The sequence below is a fragment of the Streptomyces sp. NPDC006372 genome, from assembly GCF_040612515.1.
Taxonomy (GTDB): domain Bacteria; phylum Actinomycetota; class Actinomycetes; order Streptomycetales; family Streptomycetaceae; genus Streptomyces.
In genome coordinates this window covers 1-26,435 of the sequence record NZ_JBEXQJ010000005.1, presented here as the reverse complement: position 1 = coordinate 26,435, position 26,435 = coordinate 1, and the positions used below count along the sequence as shown (strand labels likewise).

The 26,435-nt window shown below is 71.8% G+C and carries 18 protein-coding genes and 1 pseudogene; 8 read left to right on the top strand and 11 right to left on the bottom strand.

Features of this window, described 5'->3' with window-relative positions; all coding sequences use genetic code 11:
* Positions 1-27: 27 nt before the first annotated feature.
* From ABZ016_RS11535 to ABZ016_RS11510, 6 genes are all read right to left on the bottom strand, one after another.
* A complete protein-coding gene (locus ABZ016_RS11535; protein WP_356916357.1) occupies positions 28-1,782 on the bottom strand; it encodes an LCP family protein in 1,755 nt (584 codons plus the stop codon).
* 91 nt (positions 1,783-1,873) lie between these two features.
* The gene (locus ABZ016_RS11530) at positions 1,874-3,655 is read right to left on the bottom strand and encodes an LCP family protein (protein WP_356916356.1); all 1,782 of its coding nucleotides are present in this window, start codon (positions 3,653-3,655) and stop codon (positions 1,874-1,876) included.
* Positions 3,656-3,873: 218 nt separating this feature from the next.
* Entirely contained in the window at positions 3,874-5,496 is a 1,623-nt protein-coding gene (locus ABZ016_RS11525) for an LCP family protein (RefSeq protein WP_356916355.1), read from the bottom strand.
* A 74-nt stretch (positions 5,497-5,570) separates the two neighbouring features.
* Positions 5,571-7,307 (bottom strand): LCP family protein, encoded by a 1,737-nt coding sequence (locus ABZ016_RS11520; protein ID WP_356916354.1) that lies wholly within the window; start codon positions 7,305-7,307, stop codon positions 5,571-5,573.
* Between the two features lie 240 nt (positions 7,308-7,547).
* Complete coding sequence (locus ABZ016_RS11515; protein ID WP_356916577.1) at positions 7,548-8,738, bottom strand: LCP family protein; 1,191 nt, start codon at positions 8,736-8,738, stop codon at positions 7,548-7,550.
* A 345-nt stretch (positions 8,739-9,083) separates the two neighbouring features.
* Positions 9,084-9,839 carry a TIGR03089 family protein gene (locus ABZ016_RS11510; RefSeq protein WP_356916353.1) on the bottom strand — a complete coding sequence of 252 codons (756 nt, stop codon included), beginning with the start codon at positions 9,837-9,839 and terminating at the stop codon, positions 9,084-9,086.
* 149 nt (positions 9,840-9,988) lie between these two features.
* On the opposite strand from ABZ016_RS11510, the gene ABZ016_RS11505 reads away from it, so the two are divergent.
* Together ABZ016_RS11505 and ABZ016_RS11500 are read left to right on the top strand one after the other, a co-directional pair.
* Entirely contained in the window at positions 9,989-11,521 is a 1,533-nt protein-coding gene (locus ABZ016_RS11505; protein WP_356916352.1) for a peptidoglycan recognition protein, read from the top strand.
* A 147-nt stretch (positions 11,522-11,668) separates the two neighbouring features.
* Entirely contained in the window at positions 11,669-12,751 is a 1,083-nt protein-coding gene (locus ABZ016_RS11500) for an NDP-sugar synthase (RefSeq protein ID WP_356916351.1), read from the top strand.
* A gap of 129 nt (positions 12,752-12,880) precedes the next feature.
* On the opposite strand, the gene ABZ016_RS11495 is transcribed toward ABZ016_RS11500, so the two are convergent.
* The 4 genes from ABZ016_RS11495 to ABZ016_RS11480 form a co-directional block, all read right to left on the bottom strand.
* On the bottom strand, positions 12,881-13,882 hold the full coding sequence (locus ABZ016_RS11495; RefSeq protein WP_356916350.1) for a DNA-3-methyladenine glycosylase 2 family protein: 1,002 nt from the start codon (positions 13,880-13,882) through the stop codon (positions 12,881-12,883).
* A 62-nt stretch (positions 13,883-13,944) separates the two neighbouring features.
* On the bottom strand, positions 13,945-15,282 hold the full coding sequence (locus tag ABZ016_RS11490) for a coenzyme F420-0:L-glutamate ligase (RefSeq protein WP_356916349.1): 1,338 nt from the start codon (positions 15,280-15,282) through the stop codon (positions 13,945-13,947).
* Entirely contained in the window at positions 15,279-16,238 is a 960-nt protein-coding gene (gene cofD / locus ABZ016_RS11485) for a 2-phospho-L-lactate transferase (protein ID WP_356916348.1), read from the bottom strand. Before cofD ends, ABZ016_RS11490 begins: the two co-directional genes overlap by 4 nt.
* 54 nt (positions 16,239-16,292) lie before the next feature.
* A complete protein-coding gene (locus ABZ016_RS11480; protein ID WP_356916347.1) occupies positions 16,293-16,799 on the bottom strand; it encodes a cysteine dioxygenase family protein in 507 nt (168 codons plus the stop codon).
* 660 nt (positions 16,800-17,459) lie between these two features.
* On the opposite strand from ABZ016_RS11480, the gene ABZ016_RS11475 reads away from it, so the two are divergent.
* The 3 genes from ABZ016_RS11475 to ABZ016_RS11465 all read left to right on the top strand — a co-directional run bounded on the left by ABZ016_RS11475 (position 17,460) and on the right by ABZ016_RS11465 (position 23,148).
* The gene (locus ABZ016_RS11475; RefSeq protein ID WP_003990679.1) at positions 17,460-17,723 is read left to right on the top strand and encodes a WhiB family transcriptional regulator; all 264 of its coding nucleotides are present in this window, start codon (positions 17,460-17,462) and stop codon (positions 17,721-17,723) included.
* Positions 17,724-17,938: 215 nt separating this feature from the next.
* Positions 17,939-21,622 carry a glycosyltransferase family 2 protein gene (locus tag ABZ016_RS11470; protein ID WP_356916346.1) on the top strand — a complete coding sequence of 1,228 codons (3,684 nt, stop codon included), beginning with the start codon at positions 17,939-17,941 and terminating at the stop codon, positions 21,620-21,622.
* A complete protein-coding gene (locus tag ABZ016_RS11465) occupies positions 21,619-23,148 on the top strand; it encodes a DUF5719 family protein (protein ID WP_356916345.1) in 1,530 nt (509 codons plus the stop codon). Before ABZ016_RS11470 ends, ABZ016_RS11465 begins: the two co-directional genes overlap by 4 nt.
* A gap of 44 nt (positions 23,149-23,192) precedes the next feature.
* On the opposite strand, the gene ABZ016_RS11460 is transcribed toward ABZ016_RS11465, so the two are convergent.
* The gene (locus ABZ016_RS11460) at positions 23,193-23,648 is read right to left on the bottom strand and encodes a metallopeptidase family protein (protein ID WP_356916344.1); all 456 of its coding nucleotides are present in this window, start codon (positions 23,646-23,648) and stop codon (positions 23,193-23,195) included.
* Between the two features lie 294 nt (positions 23,649-23,942).
* Here ABZ016_RS11460 and ABZ016_RS11455 point away from each other — a divergent pair, with 294 nt between their 5' ends.
* The 3 genes and pseudogenes from ABZ016_RS11455 to ABZ016_RS11445 all read left to right on the top strand — a co-directional run.
* Entirely contained in the window at positions 23,943-24,365 is a 423-nt protein-coding gene (locus ABZ016_RS11455) for a DUF3499 domain-containing protein (protein WP_356916343.1), read from the top strand.
* Positions 24,366-24,481: 116 nt separating this feature from the next.
* Complete coding sequence (locus ABZ016_RS11450; RefSeq protein WP_356916576.1) at positions 24,482-26,098, top strand: L-lactate permease; 1,617 nt, start codon at positions 24,482-24,484, stop codon at positions 26,096-26,098.
* Positions 26,099-26,117: 19 nt separating this feature from the next.
* Positions 26,118-26,435: pseudogene (locus ABZ016_RS11445) on the top strand (IS200/IS605 family accessory protein TnpB-related protein); the annotation flags it as partial.

The following is a 26,435-nucleotide window of genomic DNA, read 5'->3' as shown; positions in this document are numbered from 1 at the left end:
TTCAGGTGCGGGAGGGATTCGTCTCCGTCACCAGGTGAACGCCGGGTTCACGTGCATGCAGGCCTTGTCGTCCGCGCCGTTGAGCGCCTCGGCCGACTTCGGGGTCCTGTCGTTCTGTTCCGGCGCCTTGTAGGCGGTGCCCTCGCGCCAGTCGGCACCGACGACGAGCGTGACACCGGACACGTCCGTCGACCGTTTCACCGAACCGAGCGGGATCCCCAGCGCCTTGGCGACCCGCTGGGCGTCGCCCTCCAGGTCGGCGCTCGGGTAGCGGACGACGGTGCTGTCCTCGCGCCATGAGCCGGTGGTGTCGGCGACGGCCTGGGCGAAGCCCTTCTCCGTCAGCAGCCCGCTCACCACGCTCGCGCGTCCGCGCACCGCGGCCAGGGTGTCGGTGCGGGTGCCGTTGCGGACCTGGACGGGGATCGCGTCGTCGGCCGCGGGCGGGTCGGTGGCGGCCTTCGCCGCGGTCCGCTCCTTCGCCTTGTCCTTGCCGTCCAGCGCGATGTCCTCGCGCACCAGCCGGAACAGCTGCTCGGCGTCGTCCGTGGGCTCCACGCGGGCGCCGACGTACCGGTTGGGCATCGTGGTCATGGTGATGCGCTTCGGCTCCACCTTGCGCAGCTCGTCGCTGAGGTCGTAGAGCTTCTTGACGGTGTCGAGGCCGGTGTCGACCGTCAGGGCCCGGGTGGCCTCCTCGGCCAGTCTGCGGAGCTTGTTCGGGCTGCTCAGGGTGGCGTTGTCGCGCAGTTGCCGGACCATCGCGTTCATGTACATGTGCTGGGCCTTGGCGCGGGCGAGGTCGCTGCCGTCGTCGAAGCCGTAGCGGGTGCGCAGCCACTGCAGGGCCTGTTCGCCCTGGATGTAGGAGGTGCCCTTCTCCAGCTTCAGGCCCGAGCCCTTGCCGTCGGAGGTGCGGGAGTGGATGTTGGCGTCGACGCACACCGGGACACCGCCGACGGCGTCGGCCATGGACACCACGCCCGCGAAGTCGACCATGACGAAGTGGTCGATGTGGATGCCGGTGAGCTCCTGCCAGGTGGCCACGGTGCAGCCCGGACCGCCGTGGCCGAGGCTCTGGTTGGTCATCCGCCGGCCCTGGGTCGCCGGGTACACCTTCCCGTCGTCCGGGTCGGTGCACTTGGGGATCTTCACCAGGGTGTCGCGGGGCATGCTGACGACCGACATGTTGGTGCGGTCCGCGGACAGGTGCAGCAGCATCTGGACGTCCGCGAGGGGGGTGCCGCCGAACGTCTCGCGGGCGCCGCCGAGTTTCTGGTTCTCCTCGGTGTCGCGGGCGTCGGAGCCGATGAGCAGGATGTTCAGCGGGGTCTGACCGGCGGCGTTCGGTGTCGGAGCGGCGACCTTGCTGTCGCCGAGGTTCAGGGCGTCCTTCTTGATGTTGCCGTTGAGATGCCGGTAGTAGAGGTAACCCGCCCCGGCCGTCCCGAGTATGAGCAGGGCGAGCACGGCGGCGGACCACCTCAGCAGCCGTCGCGGACGCCGGGGGCGGCCCGCGGCGCTCCGGAGGTCACCGCCGTCACCGGGGGGTTGCGCGCCCGCCTCGGTGTCCGGCCCCGCGTCCTTCGCCGGCGCGGGGGCGGGGCCGGGTTTCCGCGCGCCCGGAGCCGGCGCGTCGGGGGCACCGGTCTTCGCGCTCTTCGCCGGCCCACCCTCGTCGCCGGACGTCTCCGTCCGCGTCGCCGACTCCGCCTCGTCCGGGCCCGGTTCACCTTGGACGCTCCGCCGCGTCTCGTTCTCCCGCACACCGCTCTGCGTCACTTCCCCGGTCCTTCCCGCCCCCCGCGCACGCGACAGGCCCGTCCTGCCTCCTGTTAGACGCACGACGGGCCTGTCAGTTGCCCTCAGCGGGTCAACTCGCGCACTTCACCTTGTCGGCCGTGGACTTCTCCACGTCCGGCGCCTCGACCGGGGCGTCGAGCTTCACACCGGCGCCCTTGAAGTCCTTGCCGAGGGTCAGGGTCATCTCGGGCACGCCCTGGGAGTTGGTCACGCTCTCGCCGGGCTTCAGGGCCGACCCGGGCAGGCCCATGATGTCGGCGAGGCGACGGGCCTGGTCGGCCTGGTCGGGGGCGTACTCGAGCGTGGTCTTCGCCAGTGCGGCGGGTGCGTTGCCGGCGTTGGTGGACTTGGTCACGCCCTCCTCGACCTGGAGGTACTGCAGGGTCTTCTGGGCGCTGCCGGCGACGGCGCCGCCGTTCTGGATCCGCACCCGGACCTCGGCCGCCGGGGCCTTGCTGCCCTTCAGCCGCGCGGCCTCTGCGTCCTTCTCCTTCTTCTTCTGCTGCTTGACCTCGGTGAACGACACGTCGTTCGCGATCATGTCGAACACCCCGGGAGCCTTCGTCTCGTCGAGGACGACCGTCGCCTTCACGGTCTCCGCCGGGTTGTCCTTCACCGGCACCGTCGTGAAGGTGATGTTCTTCGTCGGCACCTTCTTCAGCTCCAGCGCGACGTCCTTGAGCGTGCCGACGCTGCCGATCGCCTTGTCCACCGTCAGCGCCTCGGTCGCGGCCTCGGCGAGCTTCAGCAGCTTGGACGGGCTGGTGAGGGTGTCACTGGAGGACATCTTGCGCATGAGGGAGCCCAGGAACTGCTGCTGCACCTTGATCCGGTCGAGGTCGCCGCTGTTGCCGAAGCTCTTGCGGGTGCGGACGAACGCGAGGGCCTGCTCGCCCTCGACCTTCGACTCGCCCGCGGGCAGGACGAGTTTGGAGTCCTTGTCGTTGACCGCCTTCTCCACACAGACGTCGACCCCGTCCACCGCGGTGGTCAGCGTCTTCACCGCGTTGAAGTCGGCCATCATGAAGTGGTCGACCCGGATGCCGGTGTTCTCCTGCACCGTGCGCATGGTGCAGCCGGGGTCCCGGCCGTTCTCCCCGAGGCTTCGGTTGAAGCGGACGCCCTGCTGGCCCGCGACGACCCTCTCCGAGCCGTCCTCCTGCTTCGTCGGGCAGTCCGGGATGTTCACGATCAGGTCGCGGGGGATGCTGAGCGCGGTCGCGTTGGAGCGGTCCTCGGCGACGTGCAGCAGGATCGTGGTGTCGGCGTGCCCGGAGCTGCCCTTGTCGCCGTAGCCCTCGTTGCCCTCACCGGTGCGCTTGTCCGTGCCGATGATGAGGACGCTGAAGGCCTCGTCCTTGCTGAAGTTGCTCGCGCCCGCGCTGCCGACGTCGGTCGTCGTGACGTTGCCCGCCAGGTGCTGGAGGTAGAGGTAGCCGGCGGCGCCGACCCCGACCAGCACGAACGCCATCGTGCCGCCGGTCCACAGCAGGACCTTCTTCGCCTTCTTGGGCTTCTGCTGGACCGGCCGCCGTCCGCCGCGCCGCCCCGGCGGCGGCTCCTCAGGGGCGCCGCGCCGCCTGCGCTGCGGCGGGACATCGGTCCGGGTCGTCGTCCCACGACCGGTCCCACGATCGGTACCGCGATCGGTACCGCGATCGGTACCGCGATCGGTCCCGCGACCGGCACCACGGCCGGTTCCGTTCCCGCCCGCGGCTCCGCGTCCCCCGGGGCCCGGCGACTGCGCTGCGGATGGAGTCAGTCGCAGTTCGTATTCGCCGGTGTTCGGATTGAGTACCCACTGGTCTGCGGGGTCGATCGGTTCCCCCCGCCCACGGCGTTGCGCGTCCACGGTTGCTTGTTTCCTCCGTCGGGGCACGCGGCGCCCTCTCCCCCCGGAGAGCGCACGGGTACTTGGCCATCACAGAAGCACTGGATCGCTCACACTATCCGCCCAGTTGAACGCCGATGTGCGCTGAATGACAAATTCAACGTCCCTACATTTGGGCAATCCAGCCCAATTCATGAACGGAAGTTCGAGGACTCCGTGTACGTGTGACGCCTTGTCCGCTACCAGCGGTACGGCGCGTACACGTCCATGCACTTTCCGGCGTCGGAGCCATTGAGCGCGTCCGCGTCACCGGGCAGGTCCCCTGCCTTCGGCGTCGCCTGCTTCGGATAGGCCGTGCCCGTACGCCAGTCGGTGCCCACCACGACCGTGACACCGGAGACGTCGGTCGACCGCTTCACCGAACTCGCCGGAATACCGAGCGACTTGGCGACGCGCTGCGCATCGCCCTCCAGTTCGGCGCTCGGATAGCGCACGACGGTCCGCTCCTCGGAGCGAGCGGGCGAGGTGTCCGCGGCGGCCTTCGTGAATCCCTCGCCCACGAGCGACCGGGCGACGGCCGCCGCGCGTCCGCTGACCGGACCGAGGGTGCTGGAACGCGTGGCGTTCTGCACCAGCACACCGATCGCACCGTCCGCCGCGGCCGGATCCCGCGACCCCTTCTCCGGCTTCTCCGTCTCCTTCTTGCGCGGCTTCCCGCCCTTGCCGTCGAAGGGCACGTCGTCGCGGAGCATGGTCCACACCCGGTCGGCGTCGGCGCCCGCCGGGATCAGGTGGTTGGCGTCCTCCGGGTCCTCGGCCGTGGGCAGCGTCGTCATGGTGATGCGGTCGGCCGGCACCGTCTTCAGCTGCATTCCCAGGTCGTACAGCTTCTTCACCGTGCCGATCTCCTCCGACACGTTCAGCGACTTGGTGGCCGCCTCGGCCAGGTCCGTCAGCCGACCGGTGTCGGTGAAGACGTTCTGCGCCTTGAGCGTGCGGATCATCGAGTTCATGTACATGTGCTGCGCCCTGGCCCGCAGCGGGTCGCTGCCCCAGGCGTGGCGGGTGCGCAGCCACTGGAGGGCCTGCTCGCCCTGAACCTTCTTGTGGCCGGCCTTCATCTTCAGGCCCGAGCCGCCGGGCACGCCGGGCAGCGGGCGGTCCCACACGTTCTGCTCGACGCACACGTCGACCCCGCCGATGGCGTCCGCCATCTGCACCACGCCCGCGAAGTCGATCGTCATCCAGTGGTCGATGTAGATCCCGGTGAGGTTCTGCCAGGTCGCCAGCGTGCACCCCGCTCCGCCACGGGCCAGCGACGCGTTGATGATCGTGTTGACCGGCGGGTACGTCTTCCCGGTCTTCGGATCGGTGCACTTGGGTATGTCGACCCGGGTGTCGCGCGGAATGCTCACCACCGAGGCGCTCTTGCGGTCCGCGGCCAGGTGGATGAGCATCTGCACGTCTGCCCGCGGCGGGCTGCCGCGGTCCTTCCGGGCGCCGCCCAGCTTCACGTTCTCGTCGGAGTTACGGCTGTCGGAGCCGATCAGCAGGATGTTCAGGGGCGTCTGCCCGGCCGCGTTCGGGGCGGTCTTCGTCGCCTTGGAGTCGCCGCTGCTGCGCTGGCCCTTCTCGATGTTGCCGTTCAGGTGCTCGTAGTAGAGGTAGCCGGCGCCGGCCGTCCCCAGGACCAGCACGGAGAGGGTGGTCGCCGACCAGCGCAGGACACGACGTCCACGGCGTGGCCGACGGCTTCGCCGACCGCCCCCGTCGCCCGGACCCGCGGACCCGCCCCGGGCCGGCTCACGGGGGACGGAACCCGGTTTCGTCCCCTCCCCGTACACACTGCTGCTCTGCGCCATCTCGCTTCCCCACCCCCGTGTCACCGGACAAGGCCTGCCCTACGCCCTGTGAGACGTAAGACAGGCCCGTCAGGTCACTTGGCGCACTCGACCTTGTCCGCCGTGGACTTGTCCACGTCCGCGGGCGCCTTCGTCGGAGCGGTCTGGGAGGAGCCCGCGCCCTTGAAGTCCTTGCCCAGCGTCAGGGTCATCGCGGGCACGCCCTGCGAGTTCGTCACGCTCTCACCCGGCTTCAGCGCCGACCCGGGCAGACCCATGATGTCGGCGAGGCGACGGGCCTGGTCGGCCTGGTCGGGCGCGTACTCGAGGGTGGTCTTCGCCAGTGTGGCGGGCGCGTTGCCGGCGTTCTCCGACTTGGTCACGCCCTCCTCGTTCTGCAGCCAGCTGAGCGTCTCCTGCGCACTGCCGGCGACGGCACCGCCGTTGGTGATCCGCACCCGCACCTCGGACGCGTCGGCCTTGGTGCCCTTCAGCCGGGCGGCCACCGCGGCCGCCTCCTTCTTCTTCTGTTCCTTGACCGCGGTGAAGGAGACGTCGTTCTTGATCATGTCGAAGACCTGCGGGGCCGACGACTCGTTGAGGACGACCGTGGTCTTGACCTTCTCCGCGGGGTTGTCGATCACCGGGGTCGTGGCGAACGTCAGGTTCTTGGTGTTGAGCTTGCCCAGCTCCAGACCGAGGTCCTTCAGCTTGTTGATGCTGTCCAGCTGCGAGTCGACGGTCAGTGCCTTCGTGCCCGCCTCGGCCAGGTCGAGCATCTTCGAGGGGCTGGTGAGCGTGTCGTTCGACTTCAGCTTGCGCATCAGCGCGCTCAGGAACTGCTGCTGGAGCCCGATCCGGCTCAGGTCACCGCCGAAGCCGACCGCGTGCCGGGTGCGCACGAAGGCCAGTGCCTGCTCGCCCTCGATCGTGTGGGTGCCCTTGGACAGCTTCAGGTGCGAGTCCGGGTCGTCGATGTCCTTGCCCACACAGACATCGACCCCGCCGACCGCGCTGGTCAGCGTCTTGACCGCGTTGAAGTCGGCGACCATGAAGTTGTCCGGCTTGACCCCGGTCAGCTCCGTCACGGTCCGCATGGTGCAGCTGGGCGTACGGCCGTCCTGGCCGAGGCTGGTGTTGAAGCGGGTCTGCGGCGTGCCCGGGATGACCTTCTGCGACCCGTCCTCCTGGGTGGTCGGGCAGTCCGGGATGTCGACGATCAGGTCACGGGGGATGCTCAGCGCGGTCGCGTTCGAACGGTCCTTGGAGACGTGCAGCAGGATCGTGGTGTCGGCGTGCCCGACGCTGCCCGCGTCGCCGTACTTCTCGTTGCCCGCGCCGGTGCGCTTGTCGGTGCCGATCAGCAGGATGTTGATGGCCTTGTCCTTCTCGAAGCCACCGGTGCTCGCGCCGTCGTCGGAGACCGACGCGATGTTGTTGTTCAGGTGCTCGATGTAGAAGTACGCGGCTCCCGCCCCGGCGACCAGCACGAAGGCCATCACGCCGCCGGTCCACAGCAGGACCTTCTTGCCCTTCGCGGCCTTCTTGGCCGGCCGCCGCCCGCGGCGCCCGGGCAGCGGCTCCTCCGGCGCCCCGCGGCGCCTGCGCGGCACCGCCGGGTCGGGCGTCTCGGGCCGCGGCCGGCCGGGCGCCTCCGTACGGCCGCGCGCCGGCGGGCCGGAGTCGGACGCCGGCGGCCGACGGGGCGCGGGAACCCCCGACTGCGGTGCGGAAGCGGGCAGTCGCAATTCGTATTCGCCGGTGTTCGGATTGAGAACCCACTGGTCTGCGGGATCGATGTCGTCCGCCCGCCCACGGCCTTGCGCGTCCACGGTTGCCTGTTTCCTCCGTCGGGGCGCGGCGCCTTCCCCTCCAAGGCGCCCGGGTCTCGGTCACACAGTGCGCGATCTCAGGACCGTCCTCAGAGCCGGGGCGCACCGGGATCGCTCACACTAACCGCCCAGTTCAGTGCCGAACGACGACGGTGACAAATTCCACGTCCCTACACCTGGGCAATTCGCCCATTTCCCAGGTGAAGAGTTCGTTGCCTTGGAGTTGCCTTGGTGCCCGCTTTACTCACAGGTGTCCTCGGCTGCCGTGTTCCCGCGGAACGTCGGTGGGGGAGAAACGGTGACGACGGACTCGGCAAACGGCCCCGCATGCGAATCCCCGTACGACCCGTCACGCGAATCGGCAGGCCCCAGCGGCGCCGAACCGTGCGACGAGTCCCTTGCGATCGCCACCGGAGTGTCCGTGCGCAGCCGCTCGAACAACCTCTCCGCCGCCGGCTCCACGAGTTGGTCGCGATTGGCGTCGTACGCATACGACTGCCGAGGCACGGTCAGGAATTGCACTTGTTCCATGGGGATGTCGCGCAGCCCCCGCACGAGTTCGTACAAACCACGAAGGCTCGCCAGATCCGGGTCCGTTGTGAGAGAGGACGTGGCGGCGTCCAGCACGGGATACAGCTTCACCGGATTCAGCAGGACGTCATTGCTGCGGACCTTGTTGACGAGTGCCCCGAGGAAGTGCTGCTGCCGCTCCATGCGTTCCGTGTCGCTGCCGTCACCCAGTGACTTGCGGGCGCGGACGTAACCGAGGGCCTGTTCGCCGTCGAGCGTCACCCGCCCGGCGGGCAGTCGCAGCTTGGCCTCCGGGTCGTCGATCGGCTCTTTCAGGCACACCCCGACGCCGTCGACCGCGTCGACCATCCGCTTGAAGCCGTGGAAGTCGACGACGACGTGGTGGTCGACGCGGATGTCGGTGAGCTTCTCGACGGTCCGGATGGTGCAGGCCGAGCCGCCCAGCTGAAAGGCCTGGTTGAACATGGCGAACCTCGGCGCGCTGCGGGACCCGTCCGGGCGCCGGCAGCCCGGCATGTCCACCATCAGGTCCCGGGGCAGGGAGACGGCGGTGGCGCTGGCCCGGCCCGCGGACAGGTGCAGCAGGATCGTGGTGTCCGACCGCTCCGTCCCGGAGTCTCGTCCGTAGCGGGCGTTGTCGTCGCCCTGACGCGAGTCCGACCCGATCAGCAGGATGTTCCGCGCGTCCTTGACCAGCGAGGTGGGCCGTTCCTTCTCGTACCGCGCGAGCTCGGCCGCGGCTGCCTCGTCGGGCGTGATGTTCCCGCTGAGCTTGGCGTACACCGCCCATCCGGCCCCCGCGGCCGCCACGACGACGACGGCGATCCAGAACCCCGTCCACCGCGCCCACCGCCGCCGACGCCGCCGCACCAGCCCCCGCCCACTGGCCGAGGCCCCCACACTCTCCCCCGTCCCCCGGAAGGACCCACCACTGGTGCCGGCCAAGACAGGACCCCTCCTGACCCCTGACGTAGGAACGTGCCACGCGCACTTCTCCTACGACTGTGGCGTGGATGGGCAGCGGGGGAGAGGTGGGGATGAGCCGAACGGGTGGGGGGCTCCCCGCCCTAGCCGCGGGCAGCCGTCCCGCCTAGCTGCGGGCAGTCGTGCCGCTTGGGGCGATGGGGGTCCCCCCCTGCTCGAGCGAAGCCGAGAGCTTGGGGGAGGGTGGGCGCAGCGGCACCCCGCTCCGCCGGGCTGCGCAACGCCCCGGCCTCAGCACCGACGCCGAGTACCGGAAACGCCCTACCGGGCAATAGCCGTAACCCGCTCACTCTCCACCCGCTTGTCCAACACCCCGTCCCCAGCCCGCTCAAGGTGCCGGCACAACACCACAGACCCCCCGGTGGCCAACGGCCCGTACAACCCCGCGTTCAACCCCTCCCACGTGTCATACGGCAACCCCGACAAAATCCGCGACCCCGGCCCCGTAAGCCCCAGCCCCGGCGCCTCCGCCCGAGCCCGCTCCACAACCTCCGCCCCACTGAACTCCCGCCCCGCCACGATCAGCGCGGCCCCCTCCGGATCCACCGGCGCGTACGGCACGAACCGGTCCCCCTGCCCCGGCACCTCCACCGCGTAGTCGACGAACCCCTCGGGAGTCTCCGGAAACCGCCCCCCGAGCGGCCGCAGCGCCATCGCGATCCGCGCCCCGGAGCACGCCCGCGCCGCCTCCAGCCCGTCAGGCCCGCTCACCACGACGTCGGCCGCCCGCGCGTCCCCCGACACGTCCGCGACGACCCCCACCGACGAGCACGCCAGCAGCCACACCGCCGTCTGCCAGTGGGCGGGCAGCGACAGCGCCACCCGGTCCCCGGGTTCGACGGACAACTCGTCCTGGAGGAGGTTGGCGGTCTTGGCCACCCAATTGGCGAAGGTGGCGACGGAGAGTTCGACGCGTTCGCCGGTGGCGTCGTCGTAGAAGGTCACAAGGGGACGTCCCGGATCCGCGGCGAGCGCGGAACCCAGCAGGTCGGCAGGGGTGCGATCGGTGGCGTTCACCCGCGCAAGCGTACGTGCCGCACCAGCCCGCGCCCAACGTCCCGGCCACGGCCCAGCCGCCGATCCGTCACCGGTTCGGCCGAACAGGGGCGACGGTGCGTCACATCCCAAATGGACAGAGTTATATGACTTTGCCCAACATCGAGGGCATGCGTGGATTCCTTGCTTCTTCCATCGGTGTCACCTGTGCGGCCGCTCTGGCCCTCCCGCTCGCTCCCCCCGCCCTGGCGGGCACGGAGAGACCGGTACCGACCGCGGAAGCCGCCACGACAGCGAGACCCGCGCCCCGAGCGGGGACACCGGCCACGACCACCAACCGGACCACGACCACCAACCGGACCGCGACCACCACCACGACCAACCTGCGCGCCGCCGAACCGTACGCCCCCGGCACGACCCAGTCCCTCCCCCTCGAATCCCTCACCCAGAGCCGCGCCACCCCGTCCGCCCCCGGCACCACCGAACAGGGCCTGCCCCGCCGGGCCGTGCGCGGCTTCTCCCTCGTCGGCGTCGTCTGGGACGACCCCGAAGCCGAACTGCACGGCCGCGTCCAGGTCCGCACCCGCACCGCCGGCACCCGTACCTGGACGGGCTGGCAGGACATCGACACGCACACCGCCGACCACAAGGCCGACCCGGGCACCGCCGAGGGCACCTCGGGCCGGGTGCGAGGCGGCACCGCGCCCCTGTGGGTGGGCAGATCCGACGGTGTGGAACTCCGTGCCGTCCCCGAGCCCGACGACGCGGAAGCCGCCCCCGGCCCCAACGGCACGGGCGCCTCCGCACTCCCCTCCGGCCTCCGCCTCGAACTCGTGGACCCCGGCGATGCGGCCGAGGCCGCACCACTCTCCGGGGACGCCGCGGAGACCGCCGCACTCCCCGGCACTCCGGAGGAAGTCCCCCGCACCGCCGAACTGAACGCCGATGTCTCCGCCGTCACCGCTGCCGAAGCGGCCAACGCCGGACTCGCGCCCCTCGGCGCCACCGAGATCGCGGAACTGAGCCGCGCCGAGACCGAGCGGGAGCTCTACGCTCTCAACGCCGAGGCGCTGATGGCGCAGTTGCAGGCGAAGCCGTACGTCGGCCCGCGACCGCGGATCGTCACGCGTCGCGGCTGGGGCGCGGACGAGGGGCTGCGGGAAGGCAAGTTCGTCTACACGAAGAAGGTCAAGGCCGCCTTCGTGCACCACACGGCCAGCGGCAACGGCTACAGCTGCTCGCAGGCCCCCTCACTCATCCGCAGTATCTACCGCTACCACGTCAAGAGCATGGGCTGGCGGGACATCGGCTACAACTTCCTCGTCGACAAGTGCGGAAAGATCTACGAGGGCCGCGCGGGGGGCGTGGCGAAGCCGGTCCTCGGCGCCCACACCCGTGGTTTCAACAGCAACAGCATGGGGATCGCCGTCCTCGGTTCGTACGGAACCAAGAAACCGTCGTCCGCGGCCGTCAAGGGCATCGCCCGGATCGCGGCGTGGAAGCTCGGCCTGTACCGGATGAATCCGCGGGGAAAGACATACCTGAAGTCGGGAGGTGGCAACCTCTACCGGAAGGGCAAGAAGGTTCGACTGAACGTGATCTCCGGTCACCGGGACGGCTTCAACACGTCATGCCCGGGACGCAAGCTCTACGGCAAGCTCGGCTCGGTCCGCTCCAAGGCGGCCGGGTACCAGGGCCGCTGAGACAGCCGCTGAGACACACGTTCACCGCCGTCGGGGGGCAGCGGGGCGGAACGCCGCACGGCCAGCGAAGGCGCCACGGAACGGTCTGCATACACTGACCGGCCGAAAGACAGTTCGGCCGGTCCCGGCAGGAAGCAGAGACGACACGTGACAGAAGCGATCCTCCTGGTCGGTGGCAAGGGCACCCGGCTGCGCCCGCTCACGGTGCACACGCCCAAGCCCATGGTCCCGGCGGCCGGGGTGCCCTTCCTCACGCACCAGCTGGCGAGAGCGAGAGCGGCGGGCGTCGAGCACATCGTCCTGGCCACGTCCTATCTGGCCGAGGTCTTCGAGCCGTACTTCGGTGACGGCTCCTCGCTGGGCCTCCACCTCGAGTACGTGACGGAGGAGGAACCCCTGGGCACGGGCGGCGCCATCCGCAACGTGGCCTCGCGGCTGCACTCCGGTCCCGACGACCCGGTGCTGATCTTCAACGGGGACATCCTGACGGGGCTCGACATCCCGGCCCTGGTGGACACCCACGCGACGACGGGCGCGGACGTGTCGCTCCACCTCACGAAGGTGACGGATCCCCGGGCCTACGGTCTCGTCCCCACGGACGACACGGGCCGGGTCCTCGCGTTCCTGGAGAAGCCGCAGACGCCGGAGGAGATCGTCACCGACCAGATCAACGCGGGTGCGTACGTCTTCCGCCGCTCGGTCATCGACACGATCCCGCAGGGCCGCCCGGTCTCGGTGGAACGGGAGACCTTCCCCGACCTGCTGTCCGCCGGGGCGCACCTCCAGGGCATGGTCGACTCGACGTACTGGCTGGACCTGGGCACGCCGGCGGCCTTCGTCCGCGGCTCGGCCGACCTGGTCCTGGGCCGTGTCCCGTCTCCCGCTGTCCCCGGCCGCTGCGGTGACCGCCTGGTCCTCCCCACGGCGACGGTCGCTTCCGACGCGAAGCTCTCGGGCGGCACGGTGGTGGGCGAGGGCGCCTTCGTCGCCGAGGGGGCCCGCGTGTTCGGCAGCACGATCCTCGCCGGGGCGGTGATCGAACCCGGCGCGGTCATCACCGACTCCCTCATAGGCTCCCGGGCCCGGGTCGGCGAACGCTCCGTCCTCACCGGCACGGTCATAGGCGACGGCGCGACGGTCGGCCCCGACAACGAACTCCTGCAGGGCACCCGCATCTGGTGCGACGCCCAAATCCCAGCAGCAGCAGTCCGCTTCTCCTCGGACCAGTAACGCGCCTAGCCTGCGGGCAGTCGTGCCGCTGGGGCGGCACGGGTGGGCGCAGGCGGCACCTCGTAGCGCCGAGCGGCGCAACGCCCCGCCCCCAGCACCAACGCCGAGCACCCGAAAACGGGCAGTTCCTCACATCTGCCCGATATCCCACCGAGGCATCTTCGGCGCCCTCCTGGCCGGCCCCGCCCCACTCAACAGAATCAACCGAGCCGCCCGATGCCGCTGCCCCGCATACGGCTCCAGCAACTCCAGCATCACGGAGTCATCGGCATCCCGATCCCCGGCCAGCGCCCACCCCACGATCCGCGGCAGATGAAGATCCCCCACGGTCACCTCATCCGCCGCCCCAAGACTGCGCTGCACCGTCTCCGCCGACGTCCACGGCCCGACCCCCGGCACAACCTCCAACCGCGCCCGAGCCGCCCCCGGCTCCATCCGGACCGCCTCCTCCAACCGCCCGGCCACCCGAACCGCACGCAGAATCGTCGACGCCCGCTTGTTGTCGACCCCGGCCCGATGCCACTCCCACGACGGAATCAACGCCCACGTCCGAGGCGCCGGCATCACACACATCCGCTCGGGCGCGGGCCCCGGCGCCGGCTCCCCGAACTTCCGCACCAGCAACCGCCACGCCCGGTACGCCTCGTCGGTCGTGACCTTCTGCTCCAGAATCGACGGAATCAGCGACTCCAGCACGAGCCCGGTCCGCGTCAGTCTCAGCCCCGGCCGCCGATGCCGGGCCACCGCCACCAGCCGGTGCCGCGGCACGAAAACCGACGGGTCGTCCGCGGCCCCGAGCAGCTCCGGCAACTGCTCCAGCAGCCACTCAGCCCCGGGCCCCCAGGCCTGACCGCGCACCCCACCGCCGTACGCGCGGACCCGCAGCGTCCCGGGCCCGGCGGGTGTACGACAGGCTCGCCACACGGACCCGTCCGGCATCGCACGGAACGTCGGGTCCCCCGGCCCACGCCGCAGCGGCCCCAGTACCAGCCCGAGATCCAGCGGCCCGTCCGGCACCCAGTCCCGCACCCGCCCGGTGTCCGCCCGCCCCGCCTGACGCGGAACGGGCACGACGACCTCGCCACCGCGCACGGTTGTACGCGTGGGTCTGGGAGCGAACCGTCCTGCCATGAATGAAGTCCCTGGGATCCGAGAGGAGCAGCCCTACGAGCGTAGGCCCCGCCCCGCGTCCGTCACCGCACCTCGATGAACGCCCCGGCGTCCCGCTCCGGCCGCGGCCGCGGTTCCTCCGCCGGATGCCCGACCGCCACCGCGCCCATCGGGTCCCAGTCCGCCGGCAGGTCCAGCACCTCGCGCACCACGTCCCGGCAGAACATCGTCGACGACACCCACGCCGAGCCGAGCCGCTCACCGGCCAGCGCGACCAGGAAGTTCTGCACTCCGGCGCCCGCGGCGACCACGAACATCTCCCGTTCGGCAGTGTCGCGCCGGGGGTCGCCGTAGGTGTGCGAGCCGTCCATGACCAGGCAGGGGACGACGAGGTAAGGGGCGTTCCGCAGGACGTCCCCCCGCCGCACCCGCTTGGCGACGGACTCCTCCGTCTTGCCGTCGCGCCGCAGATCGGCGATCCACGCGTCGCGCATGGCGTCGAGCAGCCGCGTCCGCGACTCCTCGGACTCCAGCAGGACGAAGCGCCACGGAGTGGTGTGGTGCGGCGCCGGTGCCGTCACCGCCGCGGCCACCGCCCGCCGTACCGCTCCGGGATCTACGGGCTCGTCCGTGAAGGCCCGGACCGTACGCCGCTGGGTCACCGCCAGCCGTACCGCCTCCGACGTACCGAGCCGGAACATGTCGTCGCGCGCGCCGCGCACCATGGCCCGCGCGCCCTCCCCGGCTCCGTCGTCGCCGTCCGCGACCACGTGCGGCAGTCCGCGCACCACGGCGACGGGCAGGCCGGCGGCCTTGCCCTTGACCAGGTCGCCCGCGGCGGCGAGTTCGTCGGCGGTGGCGACGACGGTGGCGCTGAGCGGGTTGCCGTACGCGTCCGTGCCCCCGCGCAGATCGTTGAGCACGCGCACTCCGGCGGCGCCGATCGCGACGTCCGTGAGCCCCGCGCGCCAGGGCCGCCCGAAGGTGTCGGTGATGACGACCCCGACCTCGACGCCCAGGGCGTCCCGCAGCCCCTCGCGGATCGCGCGGGCGGAGGCGTCCGGGTCCTCGGGCAGCAACAGCACGGTCCCCGACGGGGTGTTGGAGGCGTCGACCCCGGCCGCGGCCATGACGAGGCCCTGCCTGGTCTCGACGATCCGGAGGCTGCCCCGCCGGGCGACCACCCGTACCGTCTCGGCGTCGATGGCCGCCTCGCGGTCGTCCGCCCGGACGGCCCGGCCCTCCGCCTTGGACACGATCTTCGACGTGACGAGCAGCACGTCACCGTCGGCCAGACCGGGTTCGGCGGCGGCGATCATTTTGGCCAGGTCGTCCCCGGCCGTGACCTCCGGCATCCCGTCGAGGGCCCACACCCGGTACCCGCCGGCGCCCTGCCGGTCGTCCGGGACCTCGCCGCTCATACCGCCCGCACCTCCTCCGCCAGTGCCAGCGCCTCCCGGGCCATCTGCGCGGTCGCGTCGGCGTCGGTCATCATCAGCGGCACGGCCCGGCAGCGGATGCCGGCCGCCTCCACGCGCTCCACCGCGCCCGCGTCCACCGTGTCGACGAGCCAGCCGTCCAGCAGGCCCGAGCCGTAGTGCTCGGCCACCGCCGGCGCGGTCGACTCGACGCCCACGGCGGCGAGCACCTTGTCGGCCATGCCCCGCACGGGCGCGTCGCCGACGATGGGGGACAGGCCGATCACCGGCACCCCGGCGTCCGCGATGGCCTCCCGGACACCGGGCACGGCGAGGATCGTGCCGATCGACACGACCGGGTTGGACGGCGGGAAGAGGATCACGTCCGCCTCGGCGATGGCCTCCAGGACGCCCGGCGCGGGCTTCGCCCGGTCGGCGCCGACCGGCACGATCGCCTCCGCGGGCACCGAGGCGCGCAGCCGCACCCAGTACTCCTGGAAGTGGACCGCCTTGCGCTCACCCTCGACCTCGACGGCCACATGGGTCTCGACGCGGTCGTCGGACATCGGGATCAGCCGCACACCCGGCTTCCAGCGGTCGCACAGCGCCTCCGTCACCGCGCTCAGCGGGTATCCGGCGCCGATCATCTGGGTCCGCACGATGTGCGTGGCGAAGTCCCGGTCGCCGAGGCCGAACCACTCGGGCCCGACGCCGTACGCCGCGAGTTCCTCCTTGAGGTGGAAGGTCTCGTCGGCGCGCCCCCAGCCCTGCTCCTCGTTGATGCCGCCACCGAGCGTGTACATCACCGTGTCGAGGTCCGGGCAGACCTTCAGACCGAAGAGGTGGATGTCGTCCCCGGTGTTGCCGATGACCGTGATGTCCGCGTCCGGCACGGCCCGCTTCAGACCGCGCAGGAACCGGGCACCACCGATGCCGCCTGCCAGAACCACAATGCGCATGGACGACAGTCTTGCAGGCCCCTGCGACAACCGGTCGGCCGCCAGGGCAACCGGTCAGGCGGTCATGGCACCCGGTACGGCCTGGGCCTCGCAGTGCGGGGCGGTGTGCATCGGCATCTGCGTCAGCCCCGGGTAGTAGACGTGCAGGCTCACCGCCGGCTCCAGCGTGTCGTTGTCCACCTCGTGCACGTACCCCGGCGCGAACACGCGCTGCGCGCCGGCCCGCAGCGCGCGCGTCCCGCGGTCCGTGCGCTCGGTGAGCGTGCCGTCCAGCACGGTCAGCACACCGGAGGAGCGGCCGTGGTCGTGCAGTCCGCTGCCCTGCCCGGGCACCCAGGACAGCAGCCACACCTCGTAGCCCGGGCCGGTGCGCAGCCGGTGGTACCAGCGGCTGGTCGCGTCGTACCGGACGAGGTGCTCCCACTGGGAGCGGTCGGCGGCGATGGAGCGGGCGAGGCCGACGAACTCGGCGACGGTGGCCGGGTGCTCGCGCGGGGCCTGGAGCAGGTGCGGGACTTCGAGGATGTCGCCGGCGATCTGGAGGTCGCTGTCGCTGTTCATGGGGTGCGGTGGTTCCTCAGTGAAAGAAGGTCAGAGGGAACGGGAGCCGAGGGACGGGTGGCTCGGCCTTCAGCTGGAGCAGGTGTGGCTCAACAGCTGGAACAGCAACAGCTACAGCGAGCGCGGGCAGCACCGTGGGACCCGGCGGTGCGGGTCGAGGTGAATGCCGAGTTCGCGAGCATGCCCACTAGGACACCGGCTCACACCTCCACTGTCAACTCGGCACCCGGGAAGTGGGACGGGTTTCACCTCTTCCGGTTCACCGCTCAGATGAAAGGTTTGCTCATGCCCGGTCCGGGACACATGGCGTCCATCCGTGCGCGCGAGCGCCGTTGCGTACTCGTGATCCGACTGTGATCCGGTTCGCTTCGACGTACGTGTCGGAACGAGATCGAACCTCTGGGCGTCCTTCTCCGTACAGGACTCCAAGGGTCCGGCGGAAGAGGGACGCCCTCGCGGGCTCTGTCTGTGTGTCAGGTTTTATGGTGATTTGAACACTTTCCGCATGGGCTTGGTTCCGCAGAGTGAATAAGGGGCTCAATAGCAGATCTCGGCTTGACTCGCCCGGAGCAGCACACTTGTAATTTCACTCGTGTCGTTCAGCCGGAATCGGTAACGGCTACATCACGGGGACGCGGAAAGAACAGACGAGGGGCGCACATGACCGAGCTGGTGCAGCAACTGCTGGTCGACGACGCGGACGAGGAACTCGGCTGGCAGGAGCGCGCACTGTGCGCCCAGACCGACCCCGAGTCCTTCTTCCCCGAGAAGGGCGGCTCGACCCGGGAGGCCAAGAAGGTCTGCCTCTCCTGTGAGGTCCGCTCCGAGTGCCTCGAGTACGCACTCGCCAACGACGAGCGCTTCGGCATCTGGGGCGGCCTGTCCGAGCGGGAGCGCCGCCGGCTGAAGAAGGCCGCGGTCTGACTCCACCCCTCTTCGTGAACGGCCCGTCGCGGGTGGGTTGTCCACAGGCGGCGGGCCGCCCTGCCCGCCCGTCTCCCGACCACCGCCCCTCATCGAGGCGCTGCGCGCCGCCCCTGTCGGACTGCCAGTAGTGTGGTCGCTCGTCCGAGACGCCCCGCTGCCCCCACCGGTCGCGGGCGTCCACCGAAGTCCACCGAACCGGGGCCCGTACCTCGATGTCCGTGCACAGCCACCCGGCAGCCCATCACGACACCGCTGCCACAGCCGCGTTCGACCCGGCCCGCCCCCCTGAGTTCCCGCGCCATGTGGTGACCGCGGTCCTCGTCTCCCACGACGGCGCCCGCTGGCTGCCCGACGCGCTCGCCGGGCTGCTCGGCCAGGAGCGACCCGTCCAGTACGCGATGGGGGCCGACACCGGCAGCGCGGACGACTCCGCCCAGCTGGTCACCGACGCCCTCGGCGCCGACCGCGTACTGCACCTCGCCCGCCGCACCGGCTTCGGCCAGGCCGTCGAGGAGTGCGGCCGCACCGCCCCGGTCCTCACCCCGGAGCACCTGCCCTACCTGAAGCGGCCCAGCGGCTGGGACCCGGTCACCCGCTCCTGGCGCGACGAGGCGTACGACCTGCCGGACCTCCCGCACGGCGAGCCGGTGCAGTGGCTGTGGCTGCTGCACGACGACTGCGCCCCGGAGCCCGACGCCCTGGCCCAGCTGCTGCGGGTCGTGGAGAACGAGTACGAACTGGGCCGCGAGGACGTGGCCGTGGTGGGCCCCAAGCTCCGCGGCTGGTACGACCGGCGGCAACTGCTGGAGGTCGGCGTCTCCATCGCCAACTCCGGCCGCCGCTGGACCGGCCTGGACCGCCGCGAGCAGGACCAGGGCCAGCACGACCACGTCCGCACCGTGCTGTCGGTGTCCACCGCCGGCATGCTCGTGCGCCGCGACGTCTTCGAACAGCTCGGCGGTTTCGACCGGCACCTGCCCCTCATGCGCGACGACGTCGACCTCTGCTGGCGCGCGCACGCGGCGGGGTACCGCGTCCTGGTCGCCCCCGAGGCGGTCGTCCGGCACGCCGAGGCGTCCTCCCGCGAGCGCCGCACCGTCGACTGCGTGGGCCGCACGGCGGCCTCCCCGCACAAGGTCGACAAGGCCGGCGCCGTCTACACCCTCCTCGTCAACGCGCGTACGGCCGTGCTGCCCTGGGTACTGCTGCGAATCGTGCTCGGCACCCTGCTGCGCACGCTCGCCTACCTCGTCGGCAAGGTCCCCGGACAGGCCGTCGACGAGATCCGCGGCCTCATGGGCACACTGCTCAGGCCAGAGCGGATCCTCGCCGGGAGGCGCGGCAGAGGCGCGCCCCAGATCGACAAGGACGAGCTGCGGGCGCTGTTCCCGCCGCCCGGCGCGACCGTCCGCGCCACCGTCGAACAGGTCGCGAGCAACGTCGTCGGCCGCTCCGACCCGGAAGTCGCCGCCGGCGCGGGACGGCACGGCAGCGCCGTCGAGTCGGGCCCGGGCGGCGACGACGCGGACTTCCTGGAGATCGAGCAGTTCGCCCGGCTCAAGCGCATCGCACGCAAGCCCGGCCCGGTGCTCTTCCTGATCCTGCTGCTCGTCTCCCTGGCCGCCTGCCGCGAACTCCTCGGCGGCGGCGCGCTCGCGGGCGGCGCCCTGCTGCCCGCCCCGCTCGACTCCGCCGACCTCTGGGCGCGCTACCTGGACGCCTGGCACCCGGTCGCCGCCGGCGGCACCTCCTCCACGCCGCCGTACGTCGCGCTCGTGGCGATGCTGGCCTCCCTGCTGTTCGGCTCGACCGGCCTCGCCGTGACGGTCCTGCTCGTCGGCTCGGTGCCGCTGGCCGGTGTCACCGCGTACTTCGCCTCCCGCCCCCTGGTGGAGTCCCGGCTGCTGCGCGCGTGGGCGGCCGTCGCCTACGCCTTCCTGCCCGCCGCCACCGGCGCCCTGGCCGGCGGCCGGATCGGCACCGCCGTGCTGGCCGTGCTGCTGCCGCTCATCGCCCGCGCGGGCATCGCGGCCGGAGGCCTGGCCAACCCCGTCGGCACCCGCGGCAGTTGGCGCGCCACCTGGGCCTACGCCCTGCTGCTGACCGTCACCACGGCGTTCACCCCGATCGTGTGGCCCATCGCGCTGCTCCTCGGCGCCGGACTGCTGGTCCTGCGCCGGTCGGAGATCACGGCCTACGGACCGCGGTTCCTCGCCCAGCTCGGCACGCCCCTGCTGGTGCTCGCGCCCTGGTCGCTGTCGCTGCTGCCGTTCGGCTTCTTCCGGCAGGCCGGCCTGGACTACGGCCCCTCGGCCGCCTCCGCCCTCGACCTGCTCGGCGCCAGCCCGGGCGGCCCCGGCACCGTCAGTGGCCTGATGCTCATCGGCATCGTGCTCGCCGCGCTCGCCGCCCTGCTGCGCTCCGAACGCCAGTCGGGCATCCGGACGGCCTGGGCGGTCGCCCTGACCGGCTTCGTCTTCGCGGTCCTGGCCAACAGCTCCACCTGGGCCGGACCCGCGACCCTGGTCTACGGGATCGCCCTCCTCGCGGCAGCCGTCCTCGGCGCCGACGGGGCCCGCGCGCGCGTGGCCGAGCAGAGCTTCGGCTGGCGCCAGCCGGTCGCCGCGCTGATCGCCTTCGCCTCGGCCGCGGGCCCGCTGCTCCTCGCCGCCGGCTGGATGATCCGCGGTGCCGACGGGCCCCTGGAGCGGCGCGACCCGACCCAGGTGCCCGCGTTCGTCGCCGAGGAGAGCGGCACCCGCGACCAGGCCCGCACCCTCGTCCTCGACAGCGACTCCGCCTCCCACGTCGGCTACATGCTGGTCCGCGGCTCCGGTGCCCGCCTCGGCGACGGTGAGATCGCCGCGGCCGACGGTGAGAACGGCAAGCTCGACAAGGTCGTCGCCAACCTCGTCGCCGGCTCCGGCGCCGACCAGGCCGACCAGCTCGGCGGTTTCGCCGTGCGCTACGTCCTCGTCCACCAGGGCGCGCCCCGTGAGGTCACCCGCGTCCTGGACGCCACGCCCGGCCTGACCCGGCTCAGCCAGCAGGGTGGCGGCGCGCTGTGGCGCATCGACCAGGAGGTCGCGCGCGCCGCCATCGTCCCGGCCTCCGGCTCCGGCACCCCCGAGCCGGTCGCCGCCGGACCCGTCGACATCCACACCACGATCCCGACCGGCACCGACGGACGCGTGCTGCGCCTGGCCGACTCCGCCTCCGACGGCTGGACGGCCACGCTCGACGGAAAGCCCCTGACCCGCACCACCGTCGACGGCTGGGCCCAGGGCTTCGAACTCCCCACCACCGGCGGCAAGCTGGACGTCACCTACGACGACCCGCTCACCCACACCCTGTGGCTGTGGGCGCAGGGCCTGCTCGCCGTCGTGCTCGTGGTGCTCGCGCTGCCCGGTAGGCGCCGCGACATCGACGACGACCTGCCCGACGAGCCGGCCGTCCCGGCCCAGGCGGTCGCCGGCGAGGGCCGCCGCGCCCGCCGCCTGCGCGCCCAGGCCGAGGCCGAAGGGACCACGCCGCCCGAGGAGTTCCCGGCCGCGCCTGTGCCACCGGTGCAGCCACCCGTGGAGGTCCCGCAGCAGCAGAACCACGGCCAGTGGGACGCGGCGGGTTACCCGGGCGGCGACTACGCGGGCTACGGCGACCAGTACCAGGGCGTTCCGTACCCGCAGGACGCGTACAACGGGCAGTACCAGGCGGACCCGTACCAGGGCGGCCAGTACGACCCGTACGCCTACGGCCAGCAGCCCCAGACGCCGTCGTACGACCAGACGGGCTACGGCCAGGCCTACCCCCAGGGTTACGGCACGCCGTACGACCCGGCAGAACAGCACGACCCGCACGGCACGGGCAGTGAGCGTCCCGACGGGAGCCAGCAGTGAACCGCACGACCCTGTCCCTCATCGCCGGCGCGACCGCGCTCGCCGCCGTCACCGGATTCGCGGCCCTGTCCGCCCCGGACGCCCCGGGCGCGGACGCGGCCGGCAAGGCGGCGGCCCAACTGCCCGTGGAGCGCACCAGCCTGCTGTGCCCCTCGCCCAGCATGTCCGACCTCGCCGAGACGTCGTACACCTCCTTCACGCCCGTCACCAAGGGCACGGAGGGCGGCGGCAAGGCCGAACTCCAGGCCGCTGCCGCCGAGTCGGCGGACGGCTCGGGCACGGGCGGCGAGAAGGGCAGGAAGGACGGCGAGAAGTCCGGCAAGCAGAAGACCGAGAAGCCCGTGCTGACCCCCAAGGAGCCCGGCAAGCCGGTCACCGGGGACAGCTCGGGGGCCGACACGCCCGCGCTCGTCGGCACCGCGGACGGCAGGTTCGCGCCCGGCTGGACCGTCCAGGAGACGACGGAGGTCGCCGCGGGGACCGGACGCGGCCTCCTGGGCGTCAACTGCACGGCCCCGGACACGAGTTTCTGGTTCCCGGGCGCGAGCACGGCGGCCGACCGCACCGACTACGTCCATCTGACGAACCCCGACGGCTCGGCCGCCGTGGTCGACATCGAGCTCTACGGCAAGGACGGCACGCTCCAGTCCACCGTGGGGGAGGGCATCACGGTCCAGCCGCACTCCAGCGAGCCGGTCCTGCTGTCCACCCTCACGGACGAGAAGCAGGACAACGTCACGGTGCACGTCAACGTCCGCAGCGGCCGTGTCGGCGCCGCCGTGCAGGCCCTCGACGACAAGCTCGGCGGCGACTGGCTGCCCGCCTCCACGGACCCGTCGGGCAGTCTGGTCCTGCCCGGCATCCCCAAGGACGCGACCTCGGTGCGCCTGGTCGCCTTCACACCCGGCGACGACGACGCCGACCTGAAGATGCGCCTCGCCTCCCCCTCCGGGCTGATCACTCCGGCCGGGCACGAGACGGTGCACGTCAAGGGCGGTATGACGACCGCCGTCGACCTGGGCGACGTGACCCGCGGCGAGGCGGGCTCCCTGGTGCTGACGCCGACGGACGGGGCCGTACCCGTCGTGGCGGCCCTGCGGGTCGTACGCGGCGAGGGCGACAAGCAGGAGACGGCGTTCATCCCGGCCACCCGCCCCGTCGGCACCCGCGCGACGTCCGCGGACAACAGCGCCAAGGGCAGCACCCTGTCCCTGACCGCCCCCACCGGCGCCGCCACGGTCGAGGTCACCGCCTCGGCGGGCAGCGAGGGCGGCACACCGGTGTCCAAGACGTACACGATCAAGGGGGGCACGACCCAGGACATCGAGCCCCCGGTCCCGAGCGGCCTGAAGGGCACGTACTCGCTCACGGTCGAGCCGAAGTCCGGCGGCCCGGTCTACGGCGCCCGCACCCTGTCCGCGAGCGAGGGCGGCGTCCCCGCCTTCACGGTGCAGACCCTGCCGGACGACCGGGGGACGGTAGCGGTGCCGGAGGCGGACGAGGACCTGTCGGTGCTGCAGAAGTAGGGCAGCGCCGCGGAAGCCGGGCGGGCGACCGGTTTCGGCCGGTCTCAGCCCTGGTCCTCGCCGTACCGCGGATCCACCGTCTCCGGCGTCAGCCCGAGCAGCTCGGCGACCTGCTCGACGACGACCTCGTGCACCAGCGCCGCCCGCTCGTCGCGGCCCTTGGTGCGGATCTCGACCGGCCGCCGGTAGACCACCACGCGCGCGGGGTGTCCCTCGCGGGCGCCGATCGTGCCGCCGAGCGGCACCGCCTCGTCGTTCCAGGCCTGGCCGGGGCCGTCCAGCCGCGGCACCTCGAGGACCAGGAAATCGATGTCGGCGAGCTGCGGCCAGCGCCGCTCCAGGCGCTCCACGGAGTCCTGCACCAGATCCGCGAAGGCCTCCGCGCGGCTCGCGGCGAGCGGCACCTGCGGCGGTGCGATCGGGCCGCGCATGCCCCGGCCGTGGCGATCACGGCGGCGGGGCCCGGGGGCGGCGTCACGGGGCGTCACGGGCTTGTCCATCACTGGTGAAGGGTAGTCCCCGCCAGGCCCGTGCGCCCGGCACCGCACGGCGGCACGGACGGCTTCCGGCCGACCCGCACGGCATGTCGTTACATGACCATTCAAGCCAAGGTTGGGCTCGATTCCGTATCCCTACGAGAGCAGCGACCTCACGGCAATTGAGGGTTTTGTGATGACTCTTGACCGCTTGGAGGCTCGTTCGGTGCGCCGGACGAGGCTGTCCGGGCAGGTCAGCCCGGTGGGCCGGAAGGGGTGTGTGGGACGGCTCACAGCGCGACACGGTGGGGTGACCTGGTGGAGAGTCGTCGCGGCCCGCTCAAGAGTGCGGTACCGTCCATCGTCGTGAGCCCTGTACGTCGCTGTTCGCGCACCGCCTGCGGCCGTCCCGCCGTCGCGACGCTGACGTACGTCTACGCCGACTCGACCGCGGTCCTCGGCCCGCTCGCCACCTACGCCGAACCCCACTGCTACGACCTGTGCGCCGAGCACTCCGAGCGCCTCACCGCCCCGCGCGGCTGGGAGGTCGTCCGGCTCCTCGACGGCTCCGCCCCGGCGCGCCCCAGCGGCGACGACCTGGAAGCGCTTGCCAACGCCGTGCGCGAGGCGGCCCGCCCCCAGGAGCGGGCGGCCGAGGCCGGTGGCGGCGGGCGCGCGGCCGACCCGATGGAGGTCGCGCGGCGAGGGCACCTGCGCGTCCTCCGGTCGCCCGACAACTGACCGCACCCCGGTTCCTCCCCACGCACACCCATTGACGCGAGCTTGGCGCGGACATGACCATTCCGTTTGAGGACGCGAGAAATCGCTTTCGCATGACGGAAGCCGGGGAGGCGCCCGTGTACGTCCAGGAACTGGAACCCGTCGCCGGCTCGCTCGGCCTGTCCGCCCTCGTGGCGTCCCTACCCCTCGTGATCGTCCTGGTCCTGCTCGGCGCCGTCCGCATGAAGGCCCACCTGGCGGGCCTCACCGGACTCCTCGCCGCCGTCCTCGTCGCCTGCCTCGCCTACGGCATGCCCCTGGGCCAGACCCTCGCCGGCGCCGCCCAGGGCGCCGTCTTCGGCCTCTTCCCCATCCTGTGGATCGTCGTCAACGCCCTGTGGGTGTACCGGATGACCGTCCGCACCCGGCACTTCGACATCCTGCGCCGCTCCTTCGGACGGCTGTCCGACGACCCGCGCATCCAGGCACTCGTCATCGCCTTCTGCTTCGGAGCGCTGCTCGAAGCGCTCGCCGGCTTCGGGGCGCCCGTCGCGATCAGCGCCGTCATGCTGGTCGCCCTCGGCTTCGAACCGGTGCGCGCCGCCGTCGTCGCCCTGGTCGCCAACACCGCTCCCGTGGCCTTCGGCGCGATGGGCACACCGGTCGTCACGCTCGCCCAGGTGACCGGACTGCCGCTGGACTCGGTGGCGTCCGTGGTGGGCCGTCAGACGCCGCTGCTGGCCCTCGTGGTGCCCCTCGTGCTGGTCTGGCTGGTGGACGGCCGGCGCGGCCTGCGCGAGACCTGGGTGCCCGCCCTGGCGTGCGGAGTCGCCTTCGCCGTCGCCCAGTTCGCCGCCTCCAACTACCTCTCCGCCCAACTCGCCGACATCGGCGCCGCCCTGGCGGGCGCGGGCGCCCTGGTCGCGACACCGCACGCGCGCGTGCCCGCCGCCGAGTCGGTGCGCGCCTCCGTGCTCACCGGCGCACGCAGCGAGGAACTCGATGAGGCGGACCCGCCCCGCGAGGTCCTGCGGGCGTACGCCCCGTACGCGCTGATCGTCGCGATCTTCTCCGTCGCACAGATCCCGGCCGTCAAGGACTGGCTGGCCGGGGCGACCCAGACCTACGACTGGCCCTTCCTGAACGTCGCCGGGCCGGACGGCGAGCCGGTGAGCGGCAACGTCTTCAGCTGGCCGATCGTGTCGACCGGCGGCACCCTGGTGCTCCTCGCCGGGATCTGCACGGCCGCCGTCATCGGGGTGCACGCGCGCGTGGCCGTCAGGGAATGGCTCGCGACCGTCCACGAGCTGCGCTTCGCGATCCTCACCGTGACGTCCGTACTGGCCCTCGCCTACGTCATGAACCTCTCCGGCCAGGCGGCGACGATCGGCTACTTCGTCGCGGCGGCCGGGGCCGGGCTCGCGTTCCTGTCGCCCGTCCTCGGCTGGTTCGGAGTCGCCGTGTCCGGCTCGGACACCTCGGCCAACGCCCTCTTCGGCGCCCTCCAGGTCACCGCCGCCCGCGAGTCGGGGCTGTCGCCCGACCTCCTGGCCGCCGCCAACAGCTCCGGCGGCGTCCTCGGCAAGATGATCTCCCCGCAGAACCTCACCATCGCCTGCGCGGCCGTCGGACTGGCGGGCCGTGAGGGCGGCCTGCTGCGCAAGGTGCTGCCGTGGAGCCTGGGCCTGTTGCTGGTCATGTGCCTGATCGTGGTCGGCCAGAGCACCCCGGTCCTGTCGTGGATGCTGCCCTGACCTGAGGTGACGTCCCGGAGCTCTCTCGATCGAGGACCTGGACTTCACGGCGGAGAAGACCCGAGAGAAGCACGGCCGCCGCAAGAAGTTCCGCAAGCTGATCTCCGGCATGCCCGTGGCCGAGCTGCGTGCCCGGCTCGTGTCCATGGCCGCCGAACTCGGCGTGACCGTGGTCGCAGTCGATCCCGCGTACACCTCGAAGTGGGGCGCCCAGCACTGGCAAAGACCCCTGACGAGCAAGTACCGCGATACCACCCGACACGACAGCGCTGCTGTCGCGATCGGACGACGCGCCCTGGGGCACCCGATCCGGCGACGGACGGCACCGCCCCCGCAC